Below are 21,411 nucleotides of genomic sequence, written 5' to 3'. Positions count from 1 at the left end.
TACGAATCTCTGCAAGCATAATAAATAAATTCAACTATCATTCATATTGTGAATGGATACGGAGTAAGAGCGTGGAGCCTACTAATTTACCAGCCAAACGCCTGAATGAAACCAGCGGCGAAGATAAGCCGCAAATTTTCCGGACTTTACGAAATATTGATCTCAATTTATTGACTATTTTTGAGGCGGTATATGTCCACAAAGGGATCGTTAATGCTGCGAAAATTCTTAATCTCACGCCCTCTGCTATTAGCCAGTCAATTCAAAAATTGCGCGCTATATTTCCCGATCCGTTATTTATTCGTAAAGGCCAGGGCGTAACCCCAACCGCGTATGCCACCCATCTGCATGAGTACATCAGCCAGGGTCTGGAATCGATTCTGGGGGCACTGGATCTCACCGGCAGTTACGATAAGCAACGAACCATCACCATAGGCACCTCGCCCTCTGTGGACGTTCTGGTCATGCCGGCTATCTACCAGGCTGTGAAGCAGCATGCGCCACAACTGCTGATCCGCAACGTGCCCGTCAACGATCCGGAAACTCAGCTGGCGCAATTCCAGACAGACCTGATCATCGACAGCAACAGCTTTACGGCCAGGGCATTAGGGCATAACGTCCTCTATTCCGACGCCCTGGCGCTCGTGTGTCGTCATAATCACCCTGCGTTGGGCGCACCTTTAACACCAGAAAATTTACGTCAGTACGAACATGCAACCTTTATGTCCGAGGGGCAGGGTCCGGATCCGCTGCGCCAGCGCATTGACGAACTGTTCCCGGACCGTCTGATCAGCTTCAGCAGTTACAATATGTTTACCCTCGCAGCCCTGATTGGCAGCAGCGATTTGCTCTGTATCATGCCTGTGCGTCTCTTCACATTGCTTCAAAAGTGCTGGCCGCTGGAGAGCATTCCGGTGAGTCAACTTTCTACGGAATCTGTTGAAATCTCACTGCATTACAACAAGCTAAGCCTGCGCGATCCGGTGCTTGAAAACGTCATTAACGTGATCCGCCAGGCTTTCTGATCCCGCCTTTCAGCACAAGCCCCTGCCGCATGCGGGGCAAAAGGCACAAAACAACAACTATTTTACAAATTGGCGACCTGGCAGGCTGCTTTATCGCCCCTTTAAATGATATACTGCCTGTCGTTCGTTCAAAAATAGTTGATAATTACAACATTCCCTTGAATTGAAACGCTTTCCTTCGATATTCGCAACTGGAACACGCACGCTATGAGTAAACCCATTGTGATGGAACGCGGTGTTAAATACCGCGATGCCGATAAAATGGCCCTTATCCCGGTTAAAAACGTGGCTACAGAGCGCGAGGCGCTGTTAAGAAAACCGGAATGGATGAAAATTAAACTTCCGGCCGACTCTTCGCGTATCCAGGGGATCAAAGCGGCGATGCGCAAAAATGGCCTTCACTCTGTCTGTGAAGAGGCCTCCTGCCCTAACCTTGCTGAATGTTTCAATCACGGTACCGCGACATTTATGATTCTGGGTGCCATCTGCACCCGCCGCTGTCCGTTCTGTGACGTCGCCCATGGCCGTCCTGTTGCGCCTGACGCTAACGAACCGCAAAAACTGGCGCAGACGATTGCTGATATGGCGCTGCGTTATGTCGTTATCACCTCCGTTGACCGTGACGATCTGCGTGATGGTGGTGCTCAGCATTTCGCTGACTGCATTACCGCCATCCGCGAAAAAAGCCCGAATATTAAGATTGAGACGCTGGTGCCGGACTTCCGTGGTCGTATGGATCGCGCGCTCGATATCCTGACCGCGACGCCACCAGACGTGTTCAACCACAATCTGGAGAACGTGCCGCGTATCTACCGTCAGGTGCGTCCAGGTGCAGACTACAACTGGTCTCTGAAGCTGCTGGAGCGCTTTAAAGAAGCCCATCCGCATATCCCAACCAAATCTGGCCTGATGGTGGGTCTGGGTGAAACCAACGCTGAGATCATTGAAGTGATGCGCGATCTGCGCCGCCACGGCGTCACCATGCTGACGCTGGGCCAGTACCTACAGCCGAGCCGTCATCACCTGCCTGTACAGCGTTACGTCAGCCCGGATGAGTTCGATGAAATGAAAGCCGAAGCGATGGCGATGGGCTTTACCCATGCCGCGTGCGGTCCGTTTGTTCGCTCCTCTTATCACGCCGATATGCAGGCGAAGGGCGAAGAAGTAAAATAAACCTGTAAAATTTATTTACAGTAAAACAAAAAACCGGCTCACGAAGCCGGTTTTTTATGCAAGCCTTGCAGCATTGCCATTACTCTTTGTGCGAAAGCTTTTGTGCTGTGATGTCATCTTCGGCACTTTTCTTCGCTGCCGCGTCGTCATCGTTCATTGCTTTCTTAAAGCCCTTAATGGCAGCACCCAGGTCTCCCCCCAGCGTGCGTAACTTCTTGGTACCGAACAGCAGGACGACCAGTGCGGCAACCACCAGCAGTTTGGTAATACTAATCTCACCCATAAATACCTTCTTTACATGAAACAGGCTGCATTCCGCCAAAAAACCTGAATGTATTAACGGTCATTTGGCGCGTGCACACAATAGCAATCTGTAACAAGGTGAATCAAGCATTGTTGAAAAAAACATCAGATTAATTGCGGTGGCGCAAACCTGCGGTTGCGCAGAACGGGTAATTGCTCACGAGCAAGCGCGATTCGCGCTGAAATTATCTCCGTCAGCAGTAACGCAGGTGCCTCTGCTGCTGCCGCAACCGTAACCCCCAGCGGATCGACAACCCTGCTCTGCCCGATATTCCTGTTACCACACTCCCCCGCGGCCACCACATAACAGGTGGTATCCAGCGCGCGTGCTGCCAGCAGCGTCGCCCAGTGATGCTCCTTTAGCGGTCCTTTGACCCACGCGGCGGGCAGAACCAGCACCTTAGCCCCCTGCAATGCCAGGTTGAGCGCCAGCTCCGGAAAACGAATGTCGTAGCAGGTCATCAGGCCCACTTTAAAACCTTCCACCTCAATCAGCGGCGGAATTACGCTCCCCGGATCAACCCGTCGCGACTCCTGAATGCTGAACGCATCATACAGATGAAGTTTGGCGTAGCTTGCGATAATCGCGCCTTCACGTATCGCCACCAGCGTGTTCACCGCGCGCCCCGGCGTGGAGGGAACATGAATAGTCAATATGGTGGTGAGCGTGCTACCGACGCTCTCGGCCAGGAGGCGTTTTAGAAACGCCCCTTCGAGCGTTTGCGCTGATTTTACCGACAGGTCCGGATCAGCGTCATCGCGCGCCAGTAACGCTTCAGGAAGCACCAGCAGCGCCGCCCCCTTTTGCTTCGCCTGGTGCATCAGGGAGACGCATTTTTCCGCGTTTTCACTCCAGTCCGGCGTCACCGCGAACTGCCCTACTGCAACATACATAATTGTCTCCCGGTTAAAAACAGCGTTACACTCGACGCACTCACACAGCTAATGCAGGTATTGACAGTGTTACAACTACTTATAGCCGTTTTTATTGGTGGAGGCACGGGTAGCGTTGCGCGGTGGCTCTTAAGCATGCGGTTTAACCCTCTGCATCAGGCCATTCCGATGGGAACACTGGCGGCAAATCTGATGGGGGCGTTTATTATTGGGATGGGGCTGGCCTGGTTTAATCGCATGACCCACATCGACCCTATGTGGAAGGTTCTGATTACGACCGGTTTCTGTGGCGGCTTAACGACGTTTTCGACCTTCTCTGCGGAGGTGGTGTTTCTGTTTCAGGAAGGCCGGATGGGCTGGGCGCTGACGAACATTGCCGTTAACATGCTTGGCTCGTTTGCGATGACCGCGATCGCATTCTGGTTATTTTCCTCCGCCAGCGGGCATTAAGCGCGACAACCTTAATGTTGGCTTAATTTTTCTCTGTCACTCTTGGTTCAATATTGAACGAGGGTGATAGCATGAAAGAAAATCTGTTGGGCGCGGGAATGGTATTGTTAAGCGTCGCGATCGTCGCCAGCTTTCTGAAGATCTATCTTATTGGTTGATTCAGAACGAAAAAAACCCGCTCAAAGAGCGGGTTTTGAAATTCTTGCTGACGCGTCTGAATTACAGAGCGATTACGTTAGCAGCAGAAGGGCCTTTGGCACCGTTAGTGATTTCGAACTCTACGCGCTGACCTTCAGCCAGAGTTTTGAAACCATTAGACTGGATTGCAGAGAAGTGTACGAACACGTCTTTGCTGCCATCTTCAGGAGTAATGAAACCGAATCCTTTGGACTCATTAAACCACTTAACGTTACCTTTAATCTTAGACATCAAAATTACCTTTACATTAAAAAACGACACAAATGCTGTGTCGGGTATCAGTACAACAATTGTGAGGCGTTTTGTCCAGCGGATCTTTGATAAAAAGTGACAAAAGTCGCGTTAATTTTCACTGTCCGATTTTTATCCTTTACAATTCAATGCCTGTGCATTTTTTGGCCGAATTACCGCCAGGATTCAGTTAAAACTGAAACCGCATCCATGCAAAGTAAACGTTACCGTTGTTGTACGTACCCGGTATGTAGGTCATCTGAAACGTCGCCGGGCCATAACCGACAGAGGCAAGCGGCAACAGCACCGGAACAGGAATGTATTTCCAGTTATCACGCGCCGTAAACCCTGCCGTATAGCCCAGCCCCAGACGGAAGTTATCGTCTGATAACGGACGCCAGGTTTTTTCCCAACCGTAGCCGCCAATAGGCTCCCATTTGTTGTAAGAGTCTTTAAACGCCATCAGGTACAGGCCATGCCAGTTACCTTTTTCATCCCAGCGAGACTGACCGAAACCGGCCCCCCACGGACGCTCGTTATAACGGTCTGTTTTTTCTTTATCGTAGGCAAAACGTGCATGCCACGTAATAGCCGGAATATAGAGATCGTAATGCTCGGGTTCGCTCCAGGTTTGCGCGACGTTATCCGTAAAGGTGGTGAACCAGCCTTTATCTGTTGCGCTGTCTTCTGCATGCGCAACCGAAGCAATCGTTAACTGCCCAAAGATAATCAAAAATAGCAGGATAAATTTATTTCGTAACATCACAATGCAATAACCATTCTTAGTATTCAAAGCAAAGTTTACCATAGGATAGTTGAATGAAGTCTTAACAACATCCGTGTTATTCCTAAACCTCTATTATTAATCTGGGAATATTCTTAAGCGGAATGCCTGCATACGTAAATAAACGTATGCAGGCCCAGAAAATTAACGTTGATGTAACAATTTATACAACGCGGGAATAACCAGCATCGACAACAGCGGCGCGGTAACCATGCCTCCAATCATCGGCGCGGCGATACGCTGCATGACCTCCGATCCGCTTCCCCCACCCCACATGATGGGCAGCAACCCCGCCATAATAGTGGCTACCGTCATCACCTTCGGACGCACGCGCAGCACCGCACCTTCGTGGATCGCCCGCATAAGCAGCGCATTTCCCCCTTCGGGTTCGCGAGCACGATATTTATCAAGGGCATGATTCAAATAAAGAACCATAATTACGCCGAACTCTGCTGCCACCCCGGAAAGGGCAATAAAGCCCACTGCCCCCGCCACTGACAAATTATATTCAAGCAACCACAAAAACCATACGCCACCAATAAGCGCGAAAGGCAATGTCCCCATTATTATCAGGACATCTGATATCCGCTTAAAGGTTAACCATAAAAGAATGAATATAATCATCAGCGTGACAGGTAAGACTATTTTGAGCGAGGCCGTCGCACGCTCCAGATATTCAAACTGCCCGGACCAGGCGAGAGAGACGCCCTGCGGCAATGCCACCTTCTCCGCCACGCGCTTTTGCATCTCATCCACGGCTGACTTCAAATCTCGCCCGCGTAAATCCACATAGACCCAGCTTGAGAGCCGCGCGTTTTCGCTTTTCAACATCGGCGGGCCTTCCGACACGACGATATCGGCCAGCTCCCCGAGCGCCACCTGGCTTCCATTTGCGGTCACTACCGGCAAAACCCGCAGCTTGTCGATATTGTCTCGCAGATCGCGCGGATAACGCAGATTGATGGGATACCGCTCTCGCCCCTGAATCACTTCACCGACGTTCTCCCCGCCCACCAGAGTGGAAACCAGGCTTTGCAGTTCATCCACGGAAACACCGTAGCGCGCAGCCTTTTGCCTGTCGATACGAATATCCACGTAGCGCCCGCCTTTGAGACGCTCCGCCAGCGCAGAGGTGACGCCAGGAACGTGCTTCACCACCTGTTCAATCTGCCGGGCGACACGTTCAATGTCGGCAATATTATTGCCGTTCACCTTAATGCCGACCGGGCTTTTGATCCCGGTTGCCAGCATATCCAGACGGTTGCGGACAGGGGACACCCACACATTGGCAATGCCCGGCAGCGACACGGTCTTATCCAGCTCGTCCACCAGCTTTTGCGGCGTCATTCCCGGGCGCCACTCACTGCGGGGCTTAAAGTGGATGGTCGTTTCCAGCATGGTTAAGGGCGCGGGATCGGTTGCCGATTCTGCCCGGCCCGCTTTACCAAACACGCTCGCCACTTCCGGTACGCTCTTGATTAACCGGTCCGTCTGCTGAAGCAGCCGCGATGCCTCCCGGGCAGAGATCCCCGGCAGCGTGGACGGCATATAGAGCAGATCCCCCTCATCCAGCGGCGGCATAAACTCGCTGCCCAGACGGCTCAGGGGCCAGAGCGTGGCGAACAGCAGCAAACAGGCCAGCGCCAGCGTCGTTTTCGGGAAGGTCAACACCTTGTCCAGCAGCGGCTCATACAGGCGGATCAGCACACGGTTGATCGGGTTTGCTTTCTCATCCGGGATCTTCCCGCGAATGAAATAGCCCATCAACACCGGGACCAGGGTGATCCCCAGCCCTGCCGCGACCGCCATCGACCAGGTTTTCGTGAACGCCAGCGGCGAGAACATCCGCCCTTCCTGTGCTTCCAGCGAAAACACCGGAATAAACGACAGCGTAATGATTAACAGGCTGCAAAACAGCGCGGGCCCCACTTCAACGGCAGCCCGTTCCGCCAGACGCCAGTAATCTCCCGAAGTCGGCTCTTTACCCGGATTATCATGCCGCCACTGTTCCAGCACCTTGTGCATATTCTCAATCATCACAATTGCCGCATCCACCATCGCCCCGATGGCAATCGCGATCCCGCCGAGCGACATAATGTTCGCGTTAATGCCCTGATAGTGCATCACCACAAAAGCACCGAGGATCCCCAGCGGCAGTGAGACTATCGCCACCAGCGCGGAACGCAGATGGAACAGGAACAGCGCACACACCACCACCACCACGGCAAACTCTTCAAGTAGCTTATGCGTCAGCGTTTTGACCGACTCCTCAATCAGCGTGGCGCGATCGTAGACCGGGACAATCTCAACGCCTTTTGGCAGCGTTTTTTGCAGTTCGCTCAGCTTCGCTTTTACCGCACGAATGGTTTCCAGCGCGTTCTTCCCGTAGCGCATGACCACCACGCCACCCGCTACCTCCCCTTCACCGTTAAGCTCCGCTACCCCCCGGCGGATCTCCGGGCCGATGCCCACGGTGGCAACGTCTTTCAACAGAACGGGCACGCCATTCCGGCTGGCGATCACCACCTGGCGAAAATCCTCCAGCGTGTGCAAATAGCCTGTCGTGCGAACCATATATTCCGCTTCGCCCATCTCCAGCAGCGCACCGCCGCTCTCTTTATTCGCGGCCTGCACCGCGCTGAAAAGCTGGCTGTGGGTGATGTTCAACGCGCGCATTTTCGCCGGGTCCGCCACGATCTGATACTGACGCACCATTCCGCCAATGCTTGCCACTTCAGACACATTCGGAACCGTCTTAAGCTCGTACTTTAGCGTCCAGTCTTGCAGGGCACGCAGATCCGCCAGGCTGTGTTTCCCACTGCGGTCGATAAGCGCATATTCATAGATCCAGCCCACGCCCGTCGCATCCGGCCCCAGCGACACCTTCACGCCGGGGGGAAATTGCGTCTGGACCTGACTTAAATACTCCAGCACCCGGGACCGCGCCCAGTAGAGATCGGTCCCGTCCTCAAACAGCACATACACATAAGCATCGCCAAACATTGAAAAGCCGCGCACGGTTTTGGCACCCGGTACGGACAACATGGACGTTGTCAGCGGCCAGGTTACCTGGTCCTCAATGACCTGCGGCGCTTTTCCGGGGTAACTTGCTTTGATAATGACCTGCACATCCGACAGATCGGGCAACGCATCCAGCGGTGCGCGCTGCACCGCCCACCCGCCCCATCCGGCTATCATCAACGCGGCCAGGATCACCAGCAGGCGGTTACGCAGCGAGGCGCGAATCACAGCGGCAATCATGGCGTCACCTCCGGCATTACGCTGCGCAGGCTGGCTTCAGAATCGATCAGGAATTGCCCGGAGGTCACCACGGCATCGCCCTCTTTCACGCCGGACAGGATCGCCGTCCAGCCCTGCGCCGTCAGCCCGGTTTTCACCGTCACGGGGCGGAAATAACCGTCTCCGGTCGCCAGCAGCAGACGCGAAGATTCGCCGCTGTTGATGACCGCCTCCTCCGGCACCGCCAGCACCGGCGGGCGTTGCGTTTCTTCCGCCCGCGTGACGGATAAATACATTCCCGGCTTCAGTTTATGCGCAGGATTCTCCAGCACGATGCGCGCTTTCAGGGTACGCGTGGACGCTTCCATCTGCGGCAGCAGCTCGCTGACCACGCCGTGGAACGACTCTCCCGGCCAGCTCTCTGACGTTGCCACCATTTTGCTACCCACAGCCAGAGACTGCGCCTGCGTTTGCGGGTAATCGACCACCAGCCAGACCGGATCGAGGCTGGCGATTTCAAACAGCGGTGCCGTTGCGCTGATTTGCTCCCCTTCCCGCACGTCCAGTTTCACCACGTAGCCCGCCCGGGCAGCGCGCAGGGTGAGCGTGGTCTGCGGCTTACCGCTGCGTTCCAGCAGGCGAATGACCTCTTCCGGCATAAACTGCAACGCCAGCCGATCCCGCGCCGCGCGGGTTAGCGCGGCATCACCAAGCTGACGAACGGCGAGATACTCCTGCTGGGCGGCCGTCCACTGCGGGATCCAGAGCTGCGCCAGCGCCTCTCCGGCTTTCACCTGCTGCTGCGGCGCATTAACAAATAATTTCGACACCACGCCAGTGGCCGGGGCGGATACCACCGAGACGTTACGTTCATCCGTTGACACCGTGGCAAAAGCCGAGAACGGCGAAACCAGATGGCGCATCTCTACTTTGGCGGTTTTCATTCCCAGATTTTGCTGCTGTTGCATGCTAATAGCCACGCCTGACGCCGCCTGCTCTTCATCGGCATAGCGCGGGACCAGGTCCATATCCATGAAGGGGGATTTACCCGGCTTATCAAAGCGCTGTCCGGGCATCATGGGGTCGTACCAGTAAAGCACCTTACGCTCCGTGGCGTGTGGCGCGCTGACTGGCTGATGCGTCTGTTTCTGTCCGGCCATATAACCGCCAGCGGCAGCCGCCGCGATGGCAATGGCCACCGCCGTTAAGGTTGTTTTTTTCATTGCGCCAGCTCCTGTGGGATCAACCAGTTCACGGCAGCCCAGGTCCGCGCCATATCGCGTTCCGCCTGGTTGACCGCCAGTTCCGTATCCAGCACGTCACGACGCGCCTCCAGCAGCGCACCAGGCGCAGACTGCCCGGAGCGATACTGCGCCGTCAGCACCGCCAGCCGCTGACGCTGTAACGGCAGGACCTCGTCCCGCTGACGCTGCCACAGCGTTTGCGCAGCCTGATACTGCGCCACCAGCGCCTGCACCTGAGCGACGTGTTCGCGTTTGAGCAGCGTCAGTTCGTCCGCCGCCTGCATGGAGCGGGAGACATCGGCGGCATACTCCTTGTCCTGACGTTTTGACTGGAACAGAGGCAGATCGACGCTGAACATCACGCCAGCCATGTCGTCATAGCCTTCGGCGCGATGCGCGTAATAGACCTCCACGTCAACATCGGGTATCGCCGCCACGGCAGATTGCGCTGAACGCGCTTTCGCGGTTTCCGCTTCACGTCTCGCCGCTTCCACTTCCGGGTGCTTTACAATGCCCTCCTGCAACGTCATTTCATCGGCAGGAAGACGCTGATAGCGTGGCAGTGGCCCGCGTACATCCGTTATAGCGTGTCCGGTCAGCTGTAGCAGACGGCTTTGCGCCAGCTGCACGTCCCGCTGTGCCAACGTCTCTTTGTCGCGCATGGCAATCAGGATCGTCCGGAGTGCCAGCACGCTGTCCGGCGTAGCACTTCCCGATCCGACGCTCGCCTTCTGCACCCCGCGCTGGCGTTCCGTTTCCCTGACCAGCGCTCTGGCTATTTTCAGCGCCTGCTGCGCCAGCGCGAGATCCAGCCAGGCCTGGGCGGTATCGCGCTGAAGCGCGGCGCGGACGGCCTCTGATTTTGCCAGCACGCCTCGCGCCTGTGCCTGGAAGGTCTGCGCTTTGCGTTCCCGCTTCTCAGCGCTGACGTAGCTTTGCATGATGCCAATCTTCTGCATGGTCATCCCTTCGCGCGTCAGCCGCCTGTCATTGCTGCCCTGTACCGGCACGTTTTCAATGCCGAATTTCAGTTTCGGGTCGGGTAATTGCGTGGCGGAATCTGCCATCGCATCCAGCGCCTGCGCTTCGTTACGGCTGGCGGAAAGTTCCGCTGAATAGCGCTCGGCTTCGGTCAGGGTGTGTTCGAGCGTCCACGGCTCCGCCTGGGCGGCGGAGCTTAACAGGCCGAACAACACCCCACCGAGCCACTGGCTCAATGTGTGTCGTGTCATGGGGAACCTCGCTTAGCGCGCTGGCGTCAGCGAGACAATCTGAAAACCGTCACCCGCACGCTCCAGCGTGAAGGTCACCTCATCTCCCGGTTTCGCGCCATTCAGAGTGGCGCCCGCAGATAAGGTAAACGGCATGGTCATGGCGGGCCATTTCAGTTCCGGAATCGCGTCGTGCTGAAGCATAACGGTGTTGTCAGCGATCGACTGAACCACCCCATGGCCCTGCCATGTCTGGTTTGCCTGAACGGTGTAAGACGTGAAAGAGACGGCCGCGCCAACCAGCGCGGAAAGGAATAAAGTACGCATGATAAAACTCCTGTTAAACTTTAAATGAAGAAAATCAACTAATTAACAGGTTTTTATTCTCGAAACCGGCAATAGCGGATCGTTGCCGGTGGCCCCACTGCGGGAGGGGTAACGGACCACGCAGAATGGTCCGCAGAGGTGGATTCTGGCGTGGTTAAGGTCAGCGTCATGACGGCAGGCAGAGCCACCAGATGCGGCTGCGCAGGGTCTTTTTGCACCTGATCCGGCACACAATGCTTTTCACACAACGGTGAGGCGCCGGTCGCATGCTGCGGCCCCGGCGCCATCATATCCATATGCTGAATAGTGGCCACCTCGCCGCGTACATCCATTGAACAGGCATGGGACGCGACGGCGACCTGACTCTGGATCAACAGCCAGCCAAACGCCACCAAAAACATCAGCAGATGTTTTTTGAAAAAGCGCAGGCGATAGGTCCAGCTGGCATGCATAGTCGGATTGTCGGCGGTGAAAACGTGGCCCGAGTATAAGCAGGCAAAAGAATGAAAGAGAAATGGTTTTAAAGAGATTTACGTTTTAAATCCGTTTCCGGCAAGTAACACCCAAAACCTTAACACTTCAACATCAATTTAATGACATACAATATCTATTCATCAGGTCAATAACGACTTAATATAAATGACGCAGGTTTAGCAAAAATATTGTCATCATTGCCTTTAGTCGTCTCTTTCTTGATTTTAATCAGCAAGAACAGGCCATTTATTCGGCACATTTCAGGCCTCTTTTTTATTGATTATTTGTGCTCTCGGGTAGCAAGGATACAGGGGAAATCATGCTTACTTTTCTCGAACTCCTCATTGGAGTCGTGGTTATTGTCGGTGTAGCACGCTACATCATTAAAGGTTATTCAGCCACCGGCGTGCTGTTTGTCGGCGGCCTTACGCTGCTGATTATTAGCGCGCTAATGGGCCATCAGGTTTTACCCGCCAGCGAAGCCAGCACCGGATATACCGCTACCGATATTGTGGAATATATCAAAATTCTGCTGATGAGCCGCGGCGGCGACCTGGGCATGATGATCATGATGCTCTGCGGTTTTGCTGCCTATATGACCCATATCGGCGCGAATGATATGGTGGTGAAGCTGGCCTCTAAGCCGCTGCAATATATTAACTCTCCCTATCTGCTGATGGTCGCAGCCTATTTCCTGGCCTGCCTCATGTCATTAGCCGTTTCCTCCGCGACGGGCCTGGGCGTACTGTTAATGGCCACGCTGTTCCCGGTGATGGTTAACGTCGGGATCAGCCGTGGCGCAGCGGCGGCTATTTGTGCCTCTCCGGCGGCGATTATCCTTTCCCCTACCTCCGGTGACGTGGTCCTGGCCGCGAAAGCCGCGGAAATGTCCCTGATTGACTTCGCCTTCAAAACCACACTGCCGATCTCCATCACCGCTATTCTCGGCATGGGCGTGGCGCATTTCTTCTGGCAGCGCTATCTCGATAAGAAAGAGAACGTCAGCCATGAAATGATGGACGTCAGTGAAATCACCACTACCGCCCCGGCGTTTTATTCCATCCTGCCCTTCACGCCGATTATTGGTGTGCTTATTTTTGACGGCAAATGGGGTCCGCAGCTGCACATCATTACCATCCTGGTGATCTGTATGCTGCTGGCGGCCATCCTGGAATTTGTTCGTGGCTTTAATACCCAGAAAGTATTCACTGGTCTGGAAGTTGCCTTCCGCGGTATGGCGGATGCCTTCGCGGGCGTGGTAATGCTGTTGGTTGCCGCTGGCGTGTTTGCTCAGGGCTTAAGCACAATCGGCTTTATCCAGAGCCTGATCTCCATCGCCACCTCGTTCGGCTCGGCCAGCATTATCCTGATGCTGGTGCTGGTGGTGCTGACCATGCTGGCGGCGATGACCACCGGCTCCGGTAACGCGCCGTTCTACGCCTTTGTTGAGATGATCCCGAAGCTGGCACACTCCTCCGGCATCAACCCGGCTTACCTGTCCATTCCGATGCTTCAGGCCTCCAACCTGGGTCGTACCATCTCTCCGGTATCGGGCGTGGTGGTTGCGGTTGCGGGGATGGCAAAAATCTCTCCGTTTGAAGTGGTAAAACGCACGTCAGTGCCGGTGCTGGTTGGCCTGATTATCGTGATTATCGCCACCGAAGTGCTGGTTCCCGGCGCTGCCTAAGCCAAATTTCTGATTTCCAGAAAGCGCCTGCGGGCGCTTTTTGTGCTTTAATAACCCCCAGAAATTAATCGCGCCCAACCAATCAGGAAAGCAAATGTTCAGGAAGGATATCGTTATCCCGTCTGGCGCAGTAGCGCTTGCACTCTGTGTCTTCTCAATACAGGCAGATCCGCTTAAGGCAACCCAGTACGGTGATTTCGATCGCTACGTTCTGGCTCTTTCATGGCAAACCGGATTTTGCCAGAGCATGGTCGAACGTAACCGCAACGAACCGGAAGAGTGTCGACTGCAAAAAGAGAGCAACAACAAAACCGATTTTCTGACCGTCCACGGCTTATGGCCAGGTCTGCCGAAATCCATTGCCGCTCGCGGTGTGGATGAACGCCGCTGGATGCGCTTCGGCTGTGCCACTCGTCCGGTTCCGAACATGCCGGAAGCAAAAACCAGCCGCAAATGCGACGCCGCCGAGACCGGGCTATCGCTCTCGGGCGCCGCGAAGCTGAACAGCGTGATGCCCGGCGCGGGCGGCAACTCCTGCCTTGAACGTTATGAGTACGCCAAACACGGCGTGTGCTTTGGTTTTGATCCCGACGCTTACTTCGGCACCATGGTGCGCATGAATCAGGAAGTGAAGAGGAGCGCGGTAGGGCAATTTCTGGCGGAGAACTACGGCAAAACCGTCCACCGTAGCGACTTCGATGCAGCCGTGGCTAAAAGCTGGGGGAAACAGAGCGTGAAAGCGTTCAAACTCACCTGCCATGGCAATCCGGCTTATCTGACAGAGATGCAGATCTCGCTGAAATCCAGCACCATCAACACCCCCCTCTCTGCCAACGCCTTTGCGCCACAGCCGCATCCGGGCAACTGCGGCAAACAGTTCGTCATTCATAAAGCCGGTTACTGACGGCCTTCCGGCCGGATGTGCGCAGCAACTTAGCCCCTGCGCGCATCCGGGCGTACCAGATCGAACCGATGGCTGTCGCTAATGGCGTAGTAGGCCGTCGGTCCACCCGCACGCAGAATGGGCTGCGCTTTTGCGGTCTGGTAAATCCCCTCTTCCAGCAGTATTTCGGCGATATGGACACCCACGACTTCACCGAGCACCAGCCAGGTGTCAATCGGCGTCCCATCCGCGCCGGTAAGCTGAATGCACTGTGACAAGCGACACTCGAAATTCACCGGACTTTCCGCCACGCGCGGCGCGCTCACAAGCTGGCTGGCTACGGGCGTCAGGCCGGCAAAGGTAAATTCATCCTCGTCATGCGGGAGCGTGGCGGAGGTTTCATTCATCGCCTCGGCCAAATCGCGCGTGGCGAGGTTCCAGACAAACTCACCCGTTTCGGAAATATTCCGCACGCTATCCTTCCAGCCGTTGCTGGAAAAACCGATGATCGGCGGGCGATAGTTAAAGCAGTTAAAGAAGCTGTACGGGGCCAGGTTCAGTTGACCGGCCTTATCACAGGATGAGATCCAGCCAATCGGACGCGGACCAATAATGGCGTTCAGCGGGTCGTGCGGCAGGCCGTGCCCCTGAGAAGGTTGGTAAAAGTACATATCGCTCTCTCTACGGTGGGGCTGCAACGCGCATTGCCCGAATTCAGTTTTCCCAGCGTAACGAAATTTCCGTTCAGCGTGAATCGGGATGCCGGGTTTATTGCCAAAAATTCATATGGCCTATGATTGTGACCTTCATCACTTCAAACTTAGGGATTCAGACAGTATCATCAGATACGTTAAACCCTCGCTGCCAGACGGCGAGGGTTTTCTTTTGGATTGGTTTCTGCGTTACACGCAGCATTAACGACATGGAGTAAAAATGTCCAGACCTACGATTATCATCAATGAACTCGACGCAGAACGTATTGACCGCCTGTTGGAAAAACCAGAATTTGCCTCACTGCCGGTAGCCGATGCGCTGAACGAGGAGCTAGACCGGGCGCAGATGTGCACGCCTGAGACCATGCCGCATGATGTGGTCACCATGAACAGCCAGGTGAAGTTCCGCAATCTGACTACCGGGGAGGAGCTAACCCGTACGCTGGTCTATCCGGCACAGATGACCGACAGCAGCGCTCAGCTGTCAGTGCTGGCACCCGTGGGGGCGGCGCTGCTTGGACTGCGCACGGGGGATACCATCCACTGGGAACTCCCTGGCGGTGCCTCAGCCCATCTGGAAGTGCTTGAGCTGCTCTACCAGCCCGAAGCCGCTGGCGATTACCTGCGTTAATCCCTTCTGAACAAGCGCCCCCGCTTTGCACAGAGGATGCATCTGCATCCTCTTTCCGCACCTTCACCCGAGGGTGTGAATGGACGACCTCACACAACGCCGCCCGGGAAGGCATTGACCAATCCCTTCACTTTCTGCTGCGCTGCTTCCGGAGTGTCTGCCCCAGGCACCAGGATCACCTTGCGGCACTCCTCCTCCCGTTTTTCGAAAATCTTATAGGCGCGCTCCGCATCGGCCAGCGGAAGATAATGGGTCACAATATCTTCCGGGGTAAGCAGCCCCTTTTCGATGAGCGGCAGCAGCTCTCCCAGCCAGGCATGGACGTGCGTCTGGCCCATCTTAAAGCTCAGCCCCTTATCAAACGCATCGCCAAACAGGAAGCCGTGAATAAAACCGGCATACACGCCCGGTACGCTGACCACGCCACCGCGTCGCACCGCTGCGATACACTGGCGCAGCGCCTTACCGCTGCTGCCCTCAATTTTCAGGTTACTGAGGATGGTTTCCGTCGTGCTGCCTTTGGCCTCAAACCCGACGGCATCAATCACCGCATCCACCCCGCGCTGCCCGGCCGTTTGCTCAATGATTTTCTCCGCCGCGTCGTTATCGTCATCAAAGTTAATCGGGATCGCGCCGTAGCGCTCCTGGGCGTACCGCAGTCGATAGGGATGATGGTCAATCACGAAAATCTGCTCGGCGCCGAGAAGCCGCGCGCAGGCAATGGTCAGTAACCCCACCGGCCCGGCCCCGAATACGGCGACGCTGGAGCCTTTCTGGATCTGCGCATTTTTCGCCGCCTGCCAGGCGGTAGGCAGAATATCTGACAGGAAAAGCGCTTTGTCGTCAGACAGCAGCTGCGGCACTTTAAACGGCCCCACGTTGCCTTTTGGCACGCGCACATACTCCGCCTGTCCGCCCGGCACGCCACCGTAAAGATGGCTATAGCCAAACAGCGCGGCAGGGGCGGGAATTTGCTTTTTGTTCAGCGCCGCGCCCTGCCCGCGGTTCGTGTTTTCGCAGGCCGCGTACTGTTGCATCTGGCAAAAGAAGCAGTCACCGCAGGCAATCACAAACGGGATCACCACCCGGTCGCCCTTCTGCACATTTTTCACCTCGCTCCCGCACTCCACCACCTCGCCCATAAATTCATGACCAAAGATATCGCCGTGCTGGACCTTGGGGATTTTTCCGCGATAAAGATGCAAATCAGAGCCACAGATCGCCGTGGCGGTTACGCGCAGGATAATATCGTCAGGCTGTTCGATACCCGGATCAGGCACATTATCGACACGAACATGGTGTGGACCGTGATAGGTGAGAGCTTTCATGCAACCTCCGAAAGGGTGTGGGTAAGCTTATAAAAGGGTAGCTACCTCTCGGGATCTGCCCCGGAATCCGGCTGTTTTGAGATTTATCCTGGCGATATAAAAAGTGCTGTCGGGATTACAGAAACCACTTATATTTTGTGGTTAAATGATTTCAGCGTTTATAAACAAGGAGAAACGGTTATGTATCAAACAATCATTATGCCGGTTGATGTTTTCGAAATGGAACTGAGTGATAAGGCAGTACGTCACGCGGAATTTCTCGCGCAGCAGGACGGAGTTATTCATCTTCTGCATGTTTTACCAGGCTCGGCCAGCCTGAGCCTGCATCGCTTTGCCGCCGACGTGCGTCGTTTTGAAGAGCATTTACAGCATGAAGCCGAGACGCGGCTGCAAACCATGGTCGGGCATTTCAGCATCGATCCTTCCCGCATCAAAACCCACGTCCGCTTCGGTAGCGTACGCGATGCCGTTAACGAGCTTGCCGGGGAGCTGAACGCAGACGTCGTGGTCATCGGTTCGCGCAACCCGTCTATCACCACTCACCTGCTGGGGTCGAACGCCTCCAGCGTGATCCGCCACACCCACATTCCGGTGATGGTTGTCAGATAAAAAAAGAGGCCACCGTCTGGTGGCCTCTTACATTGCAGATGTCGTCTTACTTTCTTTTATTATGCGGTTTTGGTGCGAATCAGGTAATCAAACGAACTCAGTGACGCTTTCGCACCTTCGCCAGTCGCGATGATGATCTGCTTGTACGGCACGGTGGTGCAGTCGCCCGCGGCAAACACGCCCTTCACGCTGGTTTCGCATTTCGCATCGATGATGATCTCGCCCATGCGGTTGCGCTCAATCGCGCCTTCCAGCCAGGTGGTGTTAGGCAACAGGCCAATCTGCACAAAGATCCCCGCCAGCGCTACGCTGTGGATATCGCCACTCACGCGGTCACGGTATTCCAGACCGGTCACTTTGCTGCCGTCGCCTTTCACTTCTGTCGTCTGGGCATTGAGCACAATGTCGACGTTAGTCAGGCTACGCACTTTATCCTGCAACACCTGGTCCGCTTTCATCTCCGGGGCGAACTCCAGCAGGGTAACGTGTTCAACAATTCCCGCCAGATCGATAGCCGCTTCCACGCCGGAGTTACCGCCGCCGATCACCGCTACGCGTTTACCTTTGAACAGCGGGCCGTCACAGTGCGGGCAATAGGTCACGCCTTTGGTGCGATACTGATCTTCGCCCGGAACGTTCATGTTGCGCCATTTTGCACCGGTGGCAATGATCACGCTGCGCGCTTTCAGCACCGCGCCAGAAGCGGTTTCAATCTGGTGTAAGCCACCTTCCACCGCCGCCGGAACCAGTTTGCTGGCGCTCTGGCTGTCAATCACATCCACGTCGTAATCGCTGACGTGCGCTTTCAACGCCCCGGCCAGTTTCTGACCTTCAGTCTTCGGCACGGAAATGTAGTTCTCGATGTCCACGGTATCCAGTACCTGACCACCAAAACGTTCGCCCATCAGACCGGTACGGATCCCTTTACGTGCGGAGTAGACCGCCGCTGCCGCGCCCGCCGGGCCGGAGCCGACAATCAGCACATCGTACGCATCGCGTTGGTTAAGCTCTTCTGCCGCGCGTTTTTCTGCGCCGGTATCCACTTTGGCGACGATTTCAGTCAGCGTCATACGGCCCTGACCGAACTCCTGACCATTCAGGTAAACCGCCGGAACGCCCATCACGTTGCGCTCGGTGATTTCGTTCTGGAACGTACCGCCGTCAATCGCCGTATGCTTAATGCGCGGGTTGAGGACTGACATCAGGTTCAGCGCCTGCACCACGTCCGGGCAGTTGTGGCAGGAGAGTGAGTAATAGGTTTCAAACTCAAAATCACCGTCGATATCGCGGATCTGCTCCAGCAACGCCTGCGCTTCTTTTGAAGGATGACCACCGGTCCACAGCAGCGCCAGCACCAGGGAGGTAAATTCGTGACCCAGCGGAGAACCCGCGAAACGCGGCCCCTGGTCAGACCCCGGGTTGGCAATCAGGAAAGAAGGCTTACGGACTGCCAGAGTATTGTCTTCTTTGAAGGTCACTTTCGGCGACAGCTCAGCAATCTCTGTCAGCAGTGCTTTGATTTCTGCCGATTTCGCGCTGTCGTCCAGCGTGGCAATCAGCTCAACAGGTTTGGTCAGTTTCTCAAGGTAGGCCTTGAGCTGGGTTTTCATATTCGTGTCGAGCATTATTCTTCCCTCTCTTAAAACGTCATCATGCAAGCCGCCTTATACGGGCTGCCTGAATGCAACTTGCATCATGGTGCTGGAATGAAATGGGCGCGGGTGCGCCCATTGATTGCCGGAGGCACTTCGTTTACCCTGCCTACGATACCGTAGGCCTGTGCAAGCGCAGCGCCGCCAGGCTTTACAGACTTAGATCTTGCCGACCAGGTCCAGAGATGGCGCCAGCGTCGCTTCGCCTTCTTTCCATTTCGCCGGGCACACTTCGCCTGGGTGAGAAGCAACGTACTGAGCCGCTTTCACTTTGCGCAGCAGGTCAGATGCATCACGGCCGATACCTTCAGCGGTAACTTCGATAGCCTGGATAATGCCCTGCGGGTCAACAACGAAGGTCGCACGGTCAGCCAGGCCTTCATCTTCACGCATGTTGTCAAAGTTACGGGTCAGGGCGCCAGTCGGGTCGCCGATCATCGCGTATTTGATTTTCGCGATAGTTTCAGAGTTGCTGTGCCACGCTTTGTGGGTGAAGTGGGTATCGGTAGAAACAGAGTAAACATCTACGCCCAGCTTTTGCAGTTCTTCGTAGTGGTCTGCCACGTCGCCCAGTTCGGTCGGGCAAACGAAGGTGAAGTCAGCCGGATAGAAGAAGAACACGCTCCAGCGGCCTTCGGTATCTTTCTCGGTCACTTCAATGAACTCACCGTTTTTGAACGCCTGGTTTTTGAAAGGTTTAATTTTGGTGTTAATCAAAGACATCTGTACTTCCTCCGTGTTTTCGTTGAGATGTAAGGTAACCAACTTTGTTCATCGGGGCTAATGCGTATGCTTTATCAAATCAATCAGCCAAACCTTACAACTTCAACAAGACAGCAAGGTGAACCTTTTACAGGAAAGCCTGAAAGTAAAAAGGCCGCCTCGACGGGCGGCCCTGATACCTGAATTCCCCGCAGGTACATTCAGTGCCAGCCGGAACTGGCGTTGCGTTGCGCTCTACTTACCTTGTATCAAGGCTGTAACAGCGCTTTGATTACAACACCAGTGAAGAGGAAGGGCAATGCACCGTGGCGGCATTCCTGCCTATAGTTGTGATAGGTTTTATCGAACGATGTACAAATATTAATGCGAAGAAATGTACCCGGTTTATATATCTCTAATGAAATATAAATGTCAATTGTGTATTCCCTTCTCTACCGCACTGCTAAAGATAAAATTATCTTAACTTCCTTTGAAGAACTATTTCATTAATCCGACGCCGTGATATATTAAGGTGACTTAAAAAACTAATTAAGTAAGTTAGTCACACGGATTGTAAATGGCTGGCTTCAATCTATAGTTATCAGTGATGTGATAACTTCAGCATACACGGCATCATCAGGATGAATCATGGCAAATCTCTACGACCTTAAAAAATTTGACCTTAATCTTTTAGTCATATTTGAATGCATTTATCAGCATCTCAGCATCAGTAAAGCGGCTGAAACGCTTTATATTACGCCATCCGCCGTAAGCCAGTCGCTGCAACGCCTGCGCGGGCAGCTTAACGATCCCTTGTTCATTCGCTCCGGTAAAGGCATTACGCCTACCACCGTGGGCGTCAATCTGCATCATCATCTGGAACAGAATCTCAACCATCTGGAACAGACCATTAACATGATGCATTCCAGCGGGCTTAAGAAAAGTTTTGTGATCTACTGTCCGCAATTTATGACGCCCAAAATTATGCTTGAACCCATGCGACTGCTCATGGACAAGTACAATTATCACATTGAACTGCATGATGTTTTTCTCGCGCCGGATTCCGCTGAAGACCTGTTAGCCTACCGCAAGGCCGATCTTGTTTTCGCCTTCTCTCCGCTGAATAGCCGTTCTACCGCGTGCAGCCTGTATTATGAGATGCAGTTTACGCTGGTCTGCCGGAAGGACCATCCGCGTATCGGGTTGAACGCTACGCCTGATGAACTCCTGCGTGAAAATTTCACCGCCTTTTTAAGCGATGAGACAAGTGTCAAAACGTATCAGGAAAATGCGGAAATACTGCTTCCCGAAAGAAATATTGTCTTTCGCAGTGACTCCTATATTTCACTGCTGTCGATGATCAGCTTCACCGATATTATTGGCCTGGTGCCCGTTCCGGCATTCGAACAATACGGCGAGGCATTAAACCTGCGCAGAATTGAGACTAACCTTGCATTCCCGTCCATCAATATATACATGATGTACAACCGCTCGGCGCTGAACAGCCCGGCATTTTCTAATTTTATTGATGAACTTGTTCCACCCCGTAGCTAAAGATGACTGGCTGCTTGATGGGTAGCCAGAAATTCTCCCAGTAACATTCATTAAAATGATATTTAAAAAAAATCATACAATTTACCTCCCTTAATTAA

At 54.3% G+C, this 21,411-nt stretch carries 21 protein-coding genes; 8 read left to right on the top strand and 13 right to left on the bottom strand.

Translation table 11 applies throughout. The features are described from left to right. The first annotated feature begins 71 nt into the window (after positions 1 to 71). Both ACOTX7_RS03035 and lipA read left to right on the top strand, forming a co-directional pair. The gene (locus ACOTX7_RS03035) at positions 72 to 1,025 is read left to right on the top strand and encodes a YbeF family transcriptional regulator (RefSeq protein ID WP_221257072.1); all 954 of its coding nucleotides are present in this window, start codon (positions 72 to 74) and stop codon (positions 1,023 to 1,025) included. A gap of 207 nt (positions 1,026 to 1,232) precedes the next feature. Continuing rightward, complete coding sequence (gene lipA, locus ACOTX7_RS03030) at positions 1,233 to 2,198, top strand: lipoyl synthase (RefSeq protein ID WP_006809637.1); 966 nt, start codon at positions 1,233 to 1,235, stop codon at positions 2,196 to 2,198. 79 nt (positions 2,199 to 2,277) lie between these two features. On the opposite strand, the gene tatE is transcribed toward lipA, so the two are convergent. Both tatE and ACOTX7_RS03020 read right to left on the bottom strand, forming a co-directional pair. Continuing rightward, positions 2,278 to 2,481 carry a twin-arginine translocase subunit TatE gene (gene tatE / locus ACOTX7_RS03025; protein WP_003858723.1) on the bottom strand — a complete coding sequence of 68 codons (204 nt, stop codon included), beginning with the start codon at positions 2,479 to 2,481 and terminating at the stop codon, positions 2,278 to 2,280. A 125-nt stretch (positions 2,482 to 2,606) separates the two neighbouring features. Next, positions 2,607 to 3,395, bottom strand: a complete 789-nt coding sequence (locus ACOTX7_RS03020) for a deaminated glutathione amidase (protein WP_221257071.1) — start codon at positions 3,393 to 3,395, stop codon at positions 2,607 to 2,609. A gap of 66 nt (positions 3,396 to 3,461) precedes the next feature. Here ACOTX7_RS03020 and crcB point away from each other — a divergent pair, with 66 nt between their 5' ends. Further along, positions 3,462 to 3,845, top strand: a complete 384-nt coding sequence (gene crcB / locus ACOTX7_RS03015) for a fluoride efflux transporter CrcB (protein ID WP_205921255.1) — start codon at positions 3,462 to 3,464, stop codon at positions 3,843 to 3,845. 219 nt (positions 3,846 to 4,064) lie between these two features. Here the strand turns inward: crcB and cspE are convergent, their stop codons facing one another. The 7 genes from cspE to ACOTX7_RS02980 form a co-directional block, all read right to left on the bottom strand. Next, positions 4,065 to 4,274 (bottom strand): transcription antiterminator/RNA stability regulator CspE, encoded by a 210-nt coding sequence (gene cspE, locus ACOTX7_RS03010; protein WP_002439184.1) that lies wholly within the window; start codon positions 4,272 to 4,274, stop codon positions 4,065 to 4,067. A gap of 190 nt (positions 4,275 to 4,464) precedes the next feature. Continuing rightward, complete coding sequence (gene pagP, locus ACOTX7_RS03005; RefSeq protein WP_125358290.1) at positions 4,465 to 5,082, bottom strand: lipid IV(A) palmitoyltransferase PagP; 618 nt, start codon at positions 5,080 to 5,082, stop codon at positions 4,465 to 4,467. A gap of 120 nt (positions 5,083 to 5,202) precedes the next feature. Beyond that, entirely contained in the window at positions 5,203 to 8,319 is a 3,117-nt protein-coding gene (locus ACOTX7_RS03000) for an efflux RND transporter permease subunit (protein WP_221813064.1), read from the bottom strand. Beyond that, positions 8,316 to 9,521 carry an efflux RND transporter periplasmic adaptor subunit gene (locus ACOTX7_RS02995; protein ID WP_221813062.1) on the bottom strand — a complete coding sequence of 402 codons (1,206 nt, stop codon included), beginning with the start codon at positions 9,519 to 9,521 and terminating at the stop codon, positions 8,316 to 8,318. Before ACOTX7_RS02995 ends, ACOTX7_RS03000 begins: the two co-directional genes overlap by 4 nt. Further along, the gene (locus ACOTX7_RS02990; protein WP_221257067.1) at positions 9,518 to 10,774 is read right to left on the bottom strand and encodes a TolC family protein; all 1,257 of its coding nucleotides are present in this window, start codon (positions 10,772 to 10,774) and stop codon (positions 9,518 to 9,520) included. The genes ACOTX7_RS02995 and ACOTX7_RS02990 overlap by 4 nt, the downstream gene beginning before the upstream one ends. Before the next feature lie 12 nt (positions 10,775 to 10,786). Further along, positions 10,787 to 11,080: a copper-binding protein gene (locus ACOTX7_RS02985; protein ID WP_221257066.1), complete on the bottom strand. Its 294-nt coding sequence runs from the start codon at positions 11,078 to 11,080 to the stop codon at positions 10,787 to 10,789. A 53-nt stretch (positions 11,081 to 11,133) separates the two neighbouring features. Further along, the gene (locus ACOTX7_RS02980) at positions 11,134 to 11,532 is read right to left on the bottom strand and encodes a hypothetical protein (protein ID WP_221813060.1); all 399 of its coding nucleotides are present in this window, start codon (positions 11,530 to 11,532) and stop codon (positions 11,134 to 11,136) included. Between the two features lie 341 nt (positions 11,533 to 11,873). On the opposite strand from ACOTX7_RS02980, the gene dcuC reads away from it, so the two are divergent. After that, a complete protein-coding gene (dcuC, locus tag ACOTX7_RS02975; protein ID WP_017382481.1) occupies positions 11,874 to 13,241 on the top strand; it encodes an anaerobic C4-dicarboxylate transporter DcuC in 1,368 nt (455 codons plus the stop codon). A gap of 94 nt (positions 13,242 to 13,335) precedes the next feature. Continuing rightward, a complete protein-coding gene (gene rna, locus ACOTX7_RS02970) occupies positions 13,336 to 14,145 on the top strand; it encodes a ribonuclease I (protein ID WP_221813058.1) in 810 nt (269 codons plus the stop codon). 29 nt (positions 14,146 to 14,174) lie between these two features. Here rna and ACOTX7_RS02965 read toward each other — a convergent pair whose 3' ends face one another. Continuing rightward, complete coding sequence (locus ACOTX7_RS02965) at positions 14,175 to 14,795, bottom strand: flavin reductase family protein (RefSeq protein WP_205924252.1); 621 nt, start codon at positions 14,793 to 14,795, stop codon at positions 14,175 to 14,177. A gap of 262 nt (positions 14,796 to 15,057) precedes the next feature. On the opposite strand from ACOTX7_RS02965, the gene rnk reads away from it, so the two are divergent. After that, on the top strand, positions 15,058 to 15,468 hold the full coding sequence (rnk, locus tag ACOTX7_RS02960) for a nucleoside diphosphate kinase regulator (protein ID WP_221257063.1): 411 nt from the start codon (positions 15,058 to 15,060) through the stop codon (positions 15,466 to 15,468). An 89-nt stretch (positions 15,469 to 15,557) separates the two neighbouring features. Here rnk and ACOTX7_RS02955 read toward each other — a convergent pair whose 3' ends face one another. Continuing rightward, complete coding sequence (locus ACOTX7_RS02955; RefSeq protein ID WP_221257062.1) at positions 15,558 to 16,796, bottom strand: zinc-dependent alcohol dehydrogenase; 1,239 nt, start codon at positions 16,794 to 16,796, stop codon at positions 15,558 to 15,560. A 180-nt stretch (positions 16,797 to 16,976) separates the two neighbouring features. Here ACOTX7_RS02955 and uspG point away from each other — a divergent pair, with 180 nt between their 5' ends. Next, the gene (gene uspG / locus ACOTX7_RS02950) at positions 16,977 to 17,405 is read left to right on the top strand and encodes a universal stress protein UspG (protein WP_006809652.1); all 429 of its coding nucleotides are present in this window, start codon (positions 16,977 to 16,979) and stop codon (positions 17,403 to 17,405) included. Positions 17,406 to 17,464: 59 nt separating this feature from the next. On the opposite strand, the gene ahpF is transcribed toward uspG, so the two are convergent. Together ahpF and ahpC are read right to left on the bottom strand one after the other, a co-directional pair. Further along, positions 17,465 to 19,030: an alkyl hydroperoxide reductase subunit F gene (gene ahpF, locus ACOTX7_RS02945; protein ID WP_006809653.1), complete on the bottom strand. Its 1,566-nt coding sequence runs from the start codon at positions 19,028 to 19,030 to the stop codon at positions 17,465 to 17,467. Between the two features lie 186 nt (positions 19,031 to 19,216). Beyond that, positions 19,217 to 19,780, bottom strand: coding sequence for an alkyl hydroperoxide reductase subunit C (ahpC, locus tag ACOTX7_RS02940; RefSeq protein WP_421626043.1), 564 nt, complete (start codon positions 19,778 to 19,780; stop codon positions 19,217 to 19,219). Between the two features lie 627 nt (positions 19,781 to 20,407). Here ahpC and citR point away from each other — a divergent pair. After that, positions 20,408 to 21,313: a DNA-binding transcriptional repressor CitR gene (citR, locus tag ACOTX7_RS02935; protein WP_221813055.1), complete on the top strand. Its 906-nt coding sequence runs from the start codon at positions 20,408 to 20,410 to the stop codon at positions 21,311 to 21,313. The last annotated feature ends 98 nt before the right edge of the window (positions 21,314 to 21,411 follow it).

It is taken from the genome of Enterobacter cloacae complex sp. IR5418 (assembly GCF_049238105.1).
GTDB lineage: Bacteria > Pseudomonadota > Gammaproteobacteria > Enterobacterales > Enterobacteriaceae > Enterobacter > Enterobacter hormaechei.
This window is presented reverse-complemented; position numbering and strand designations above follow the sequence as displayed.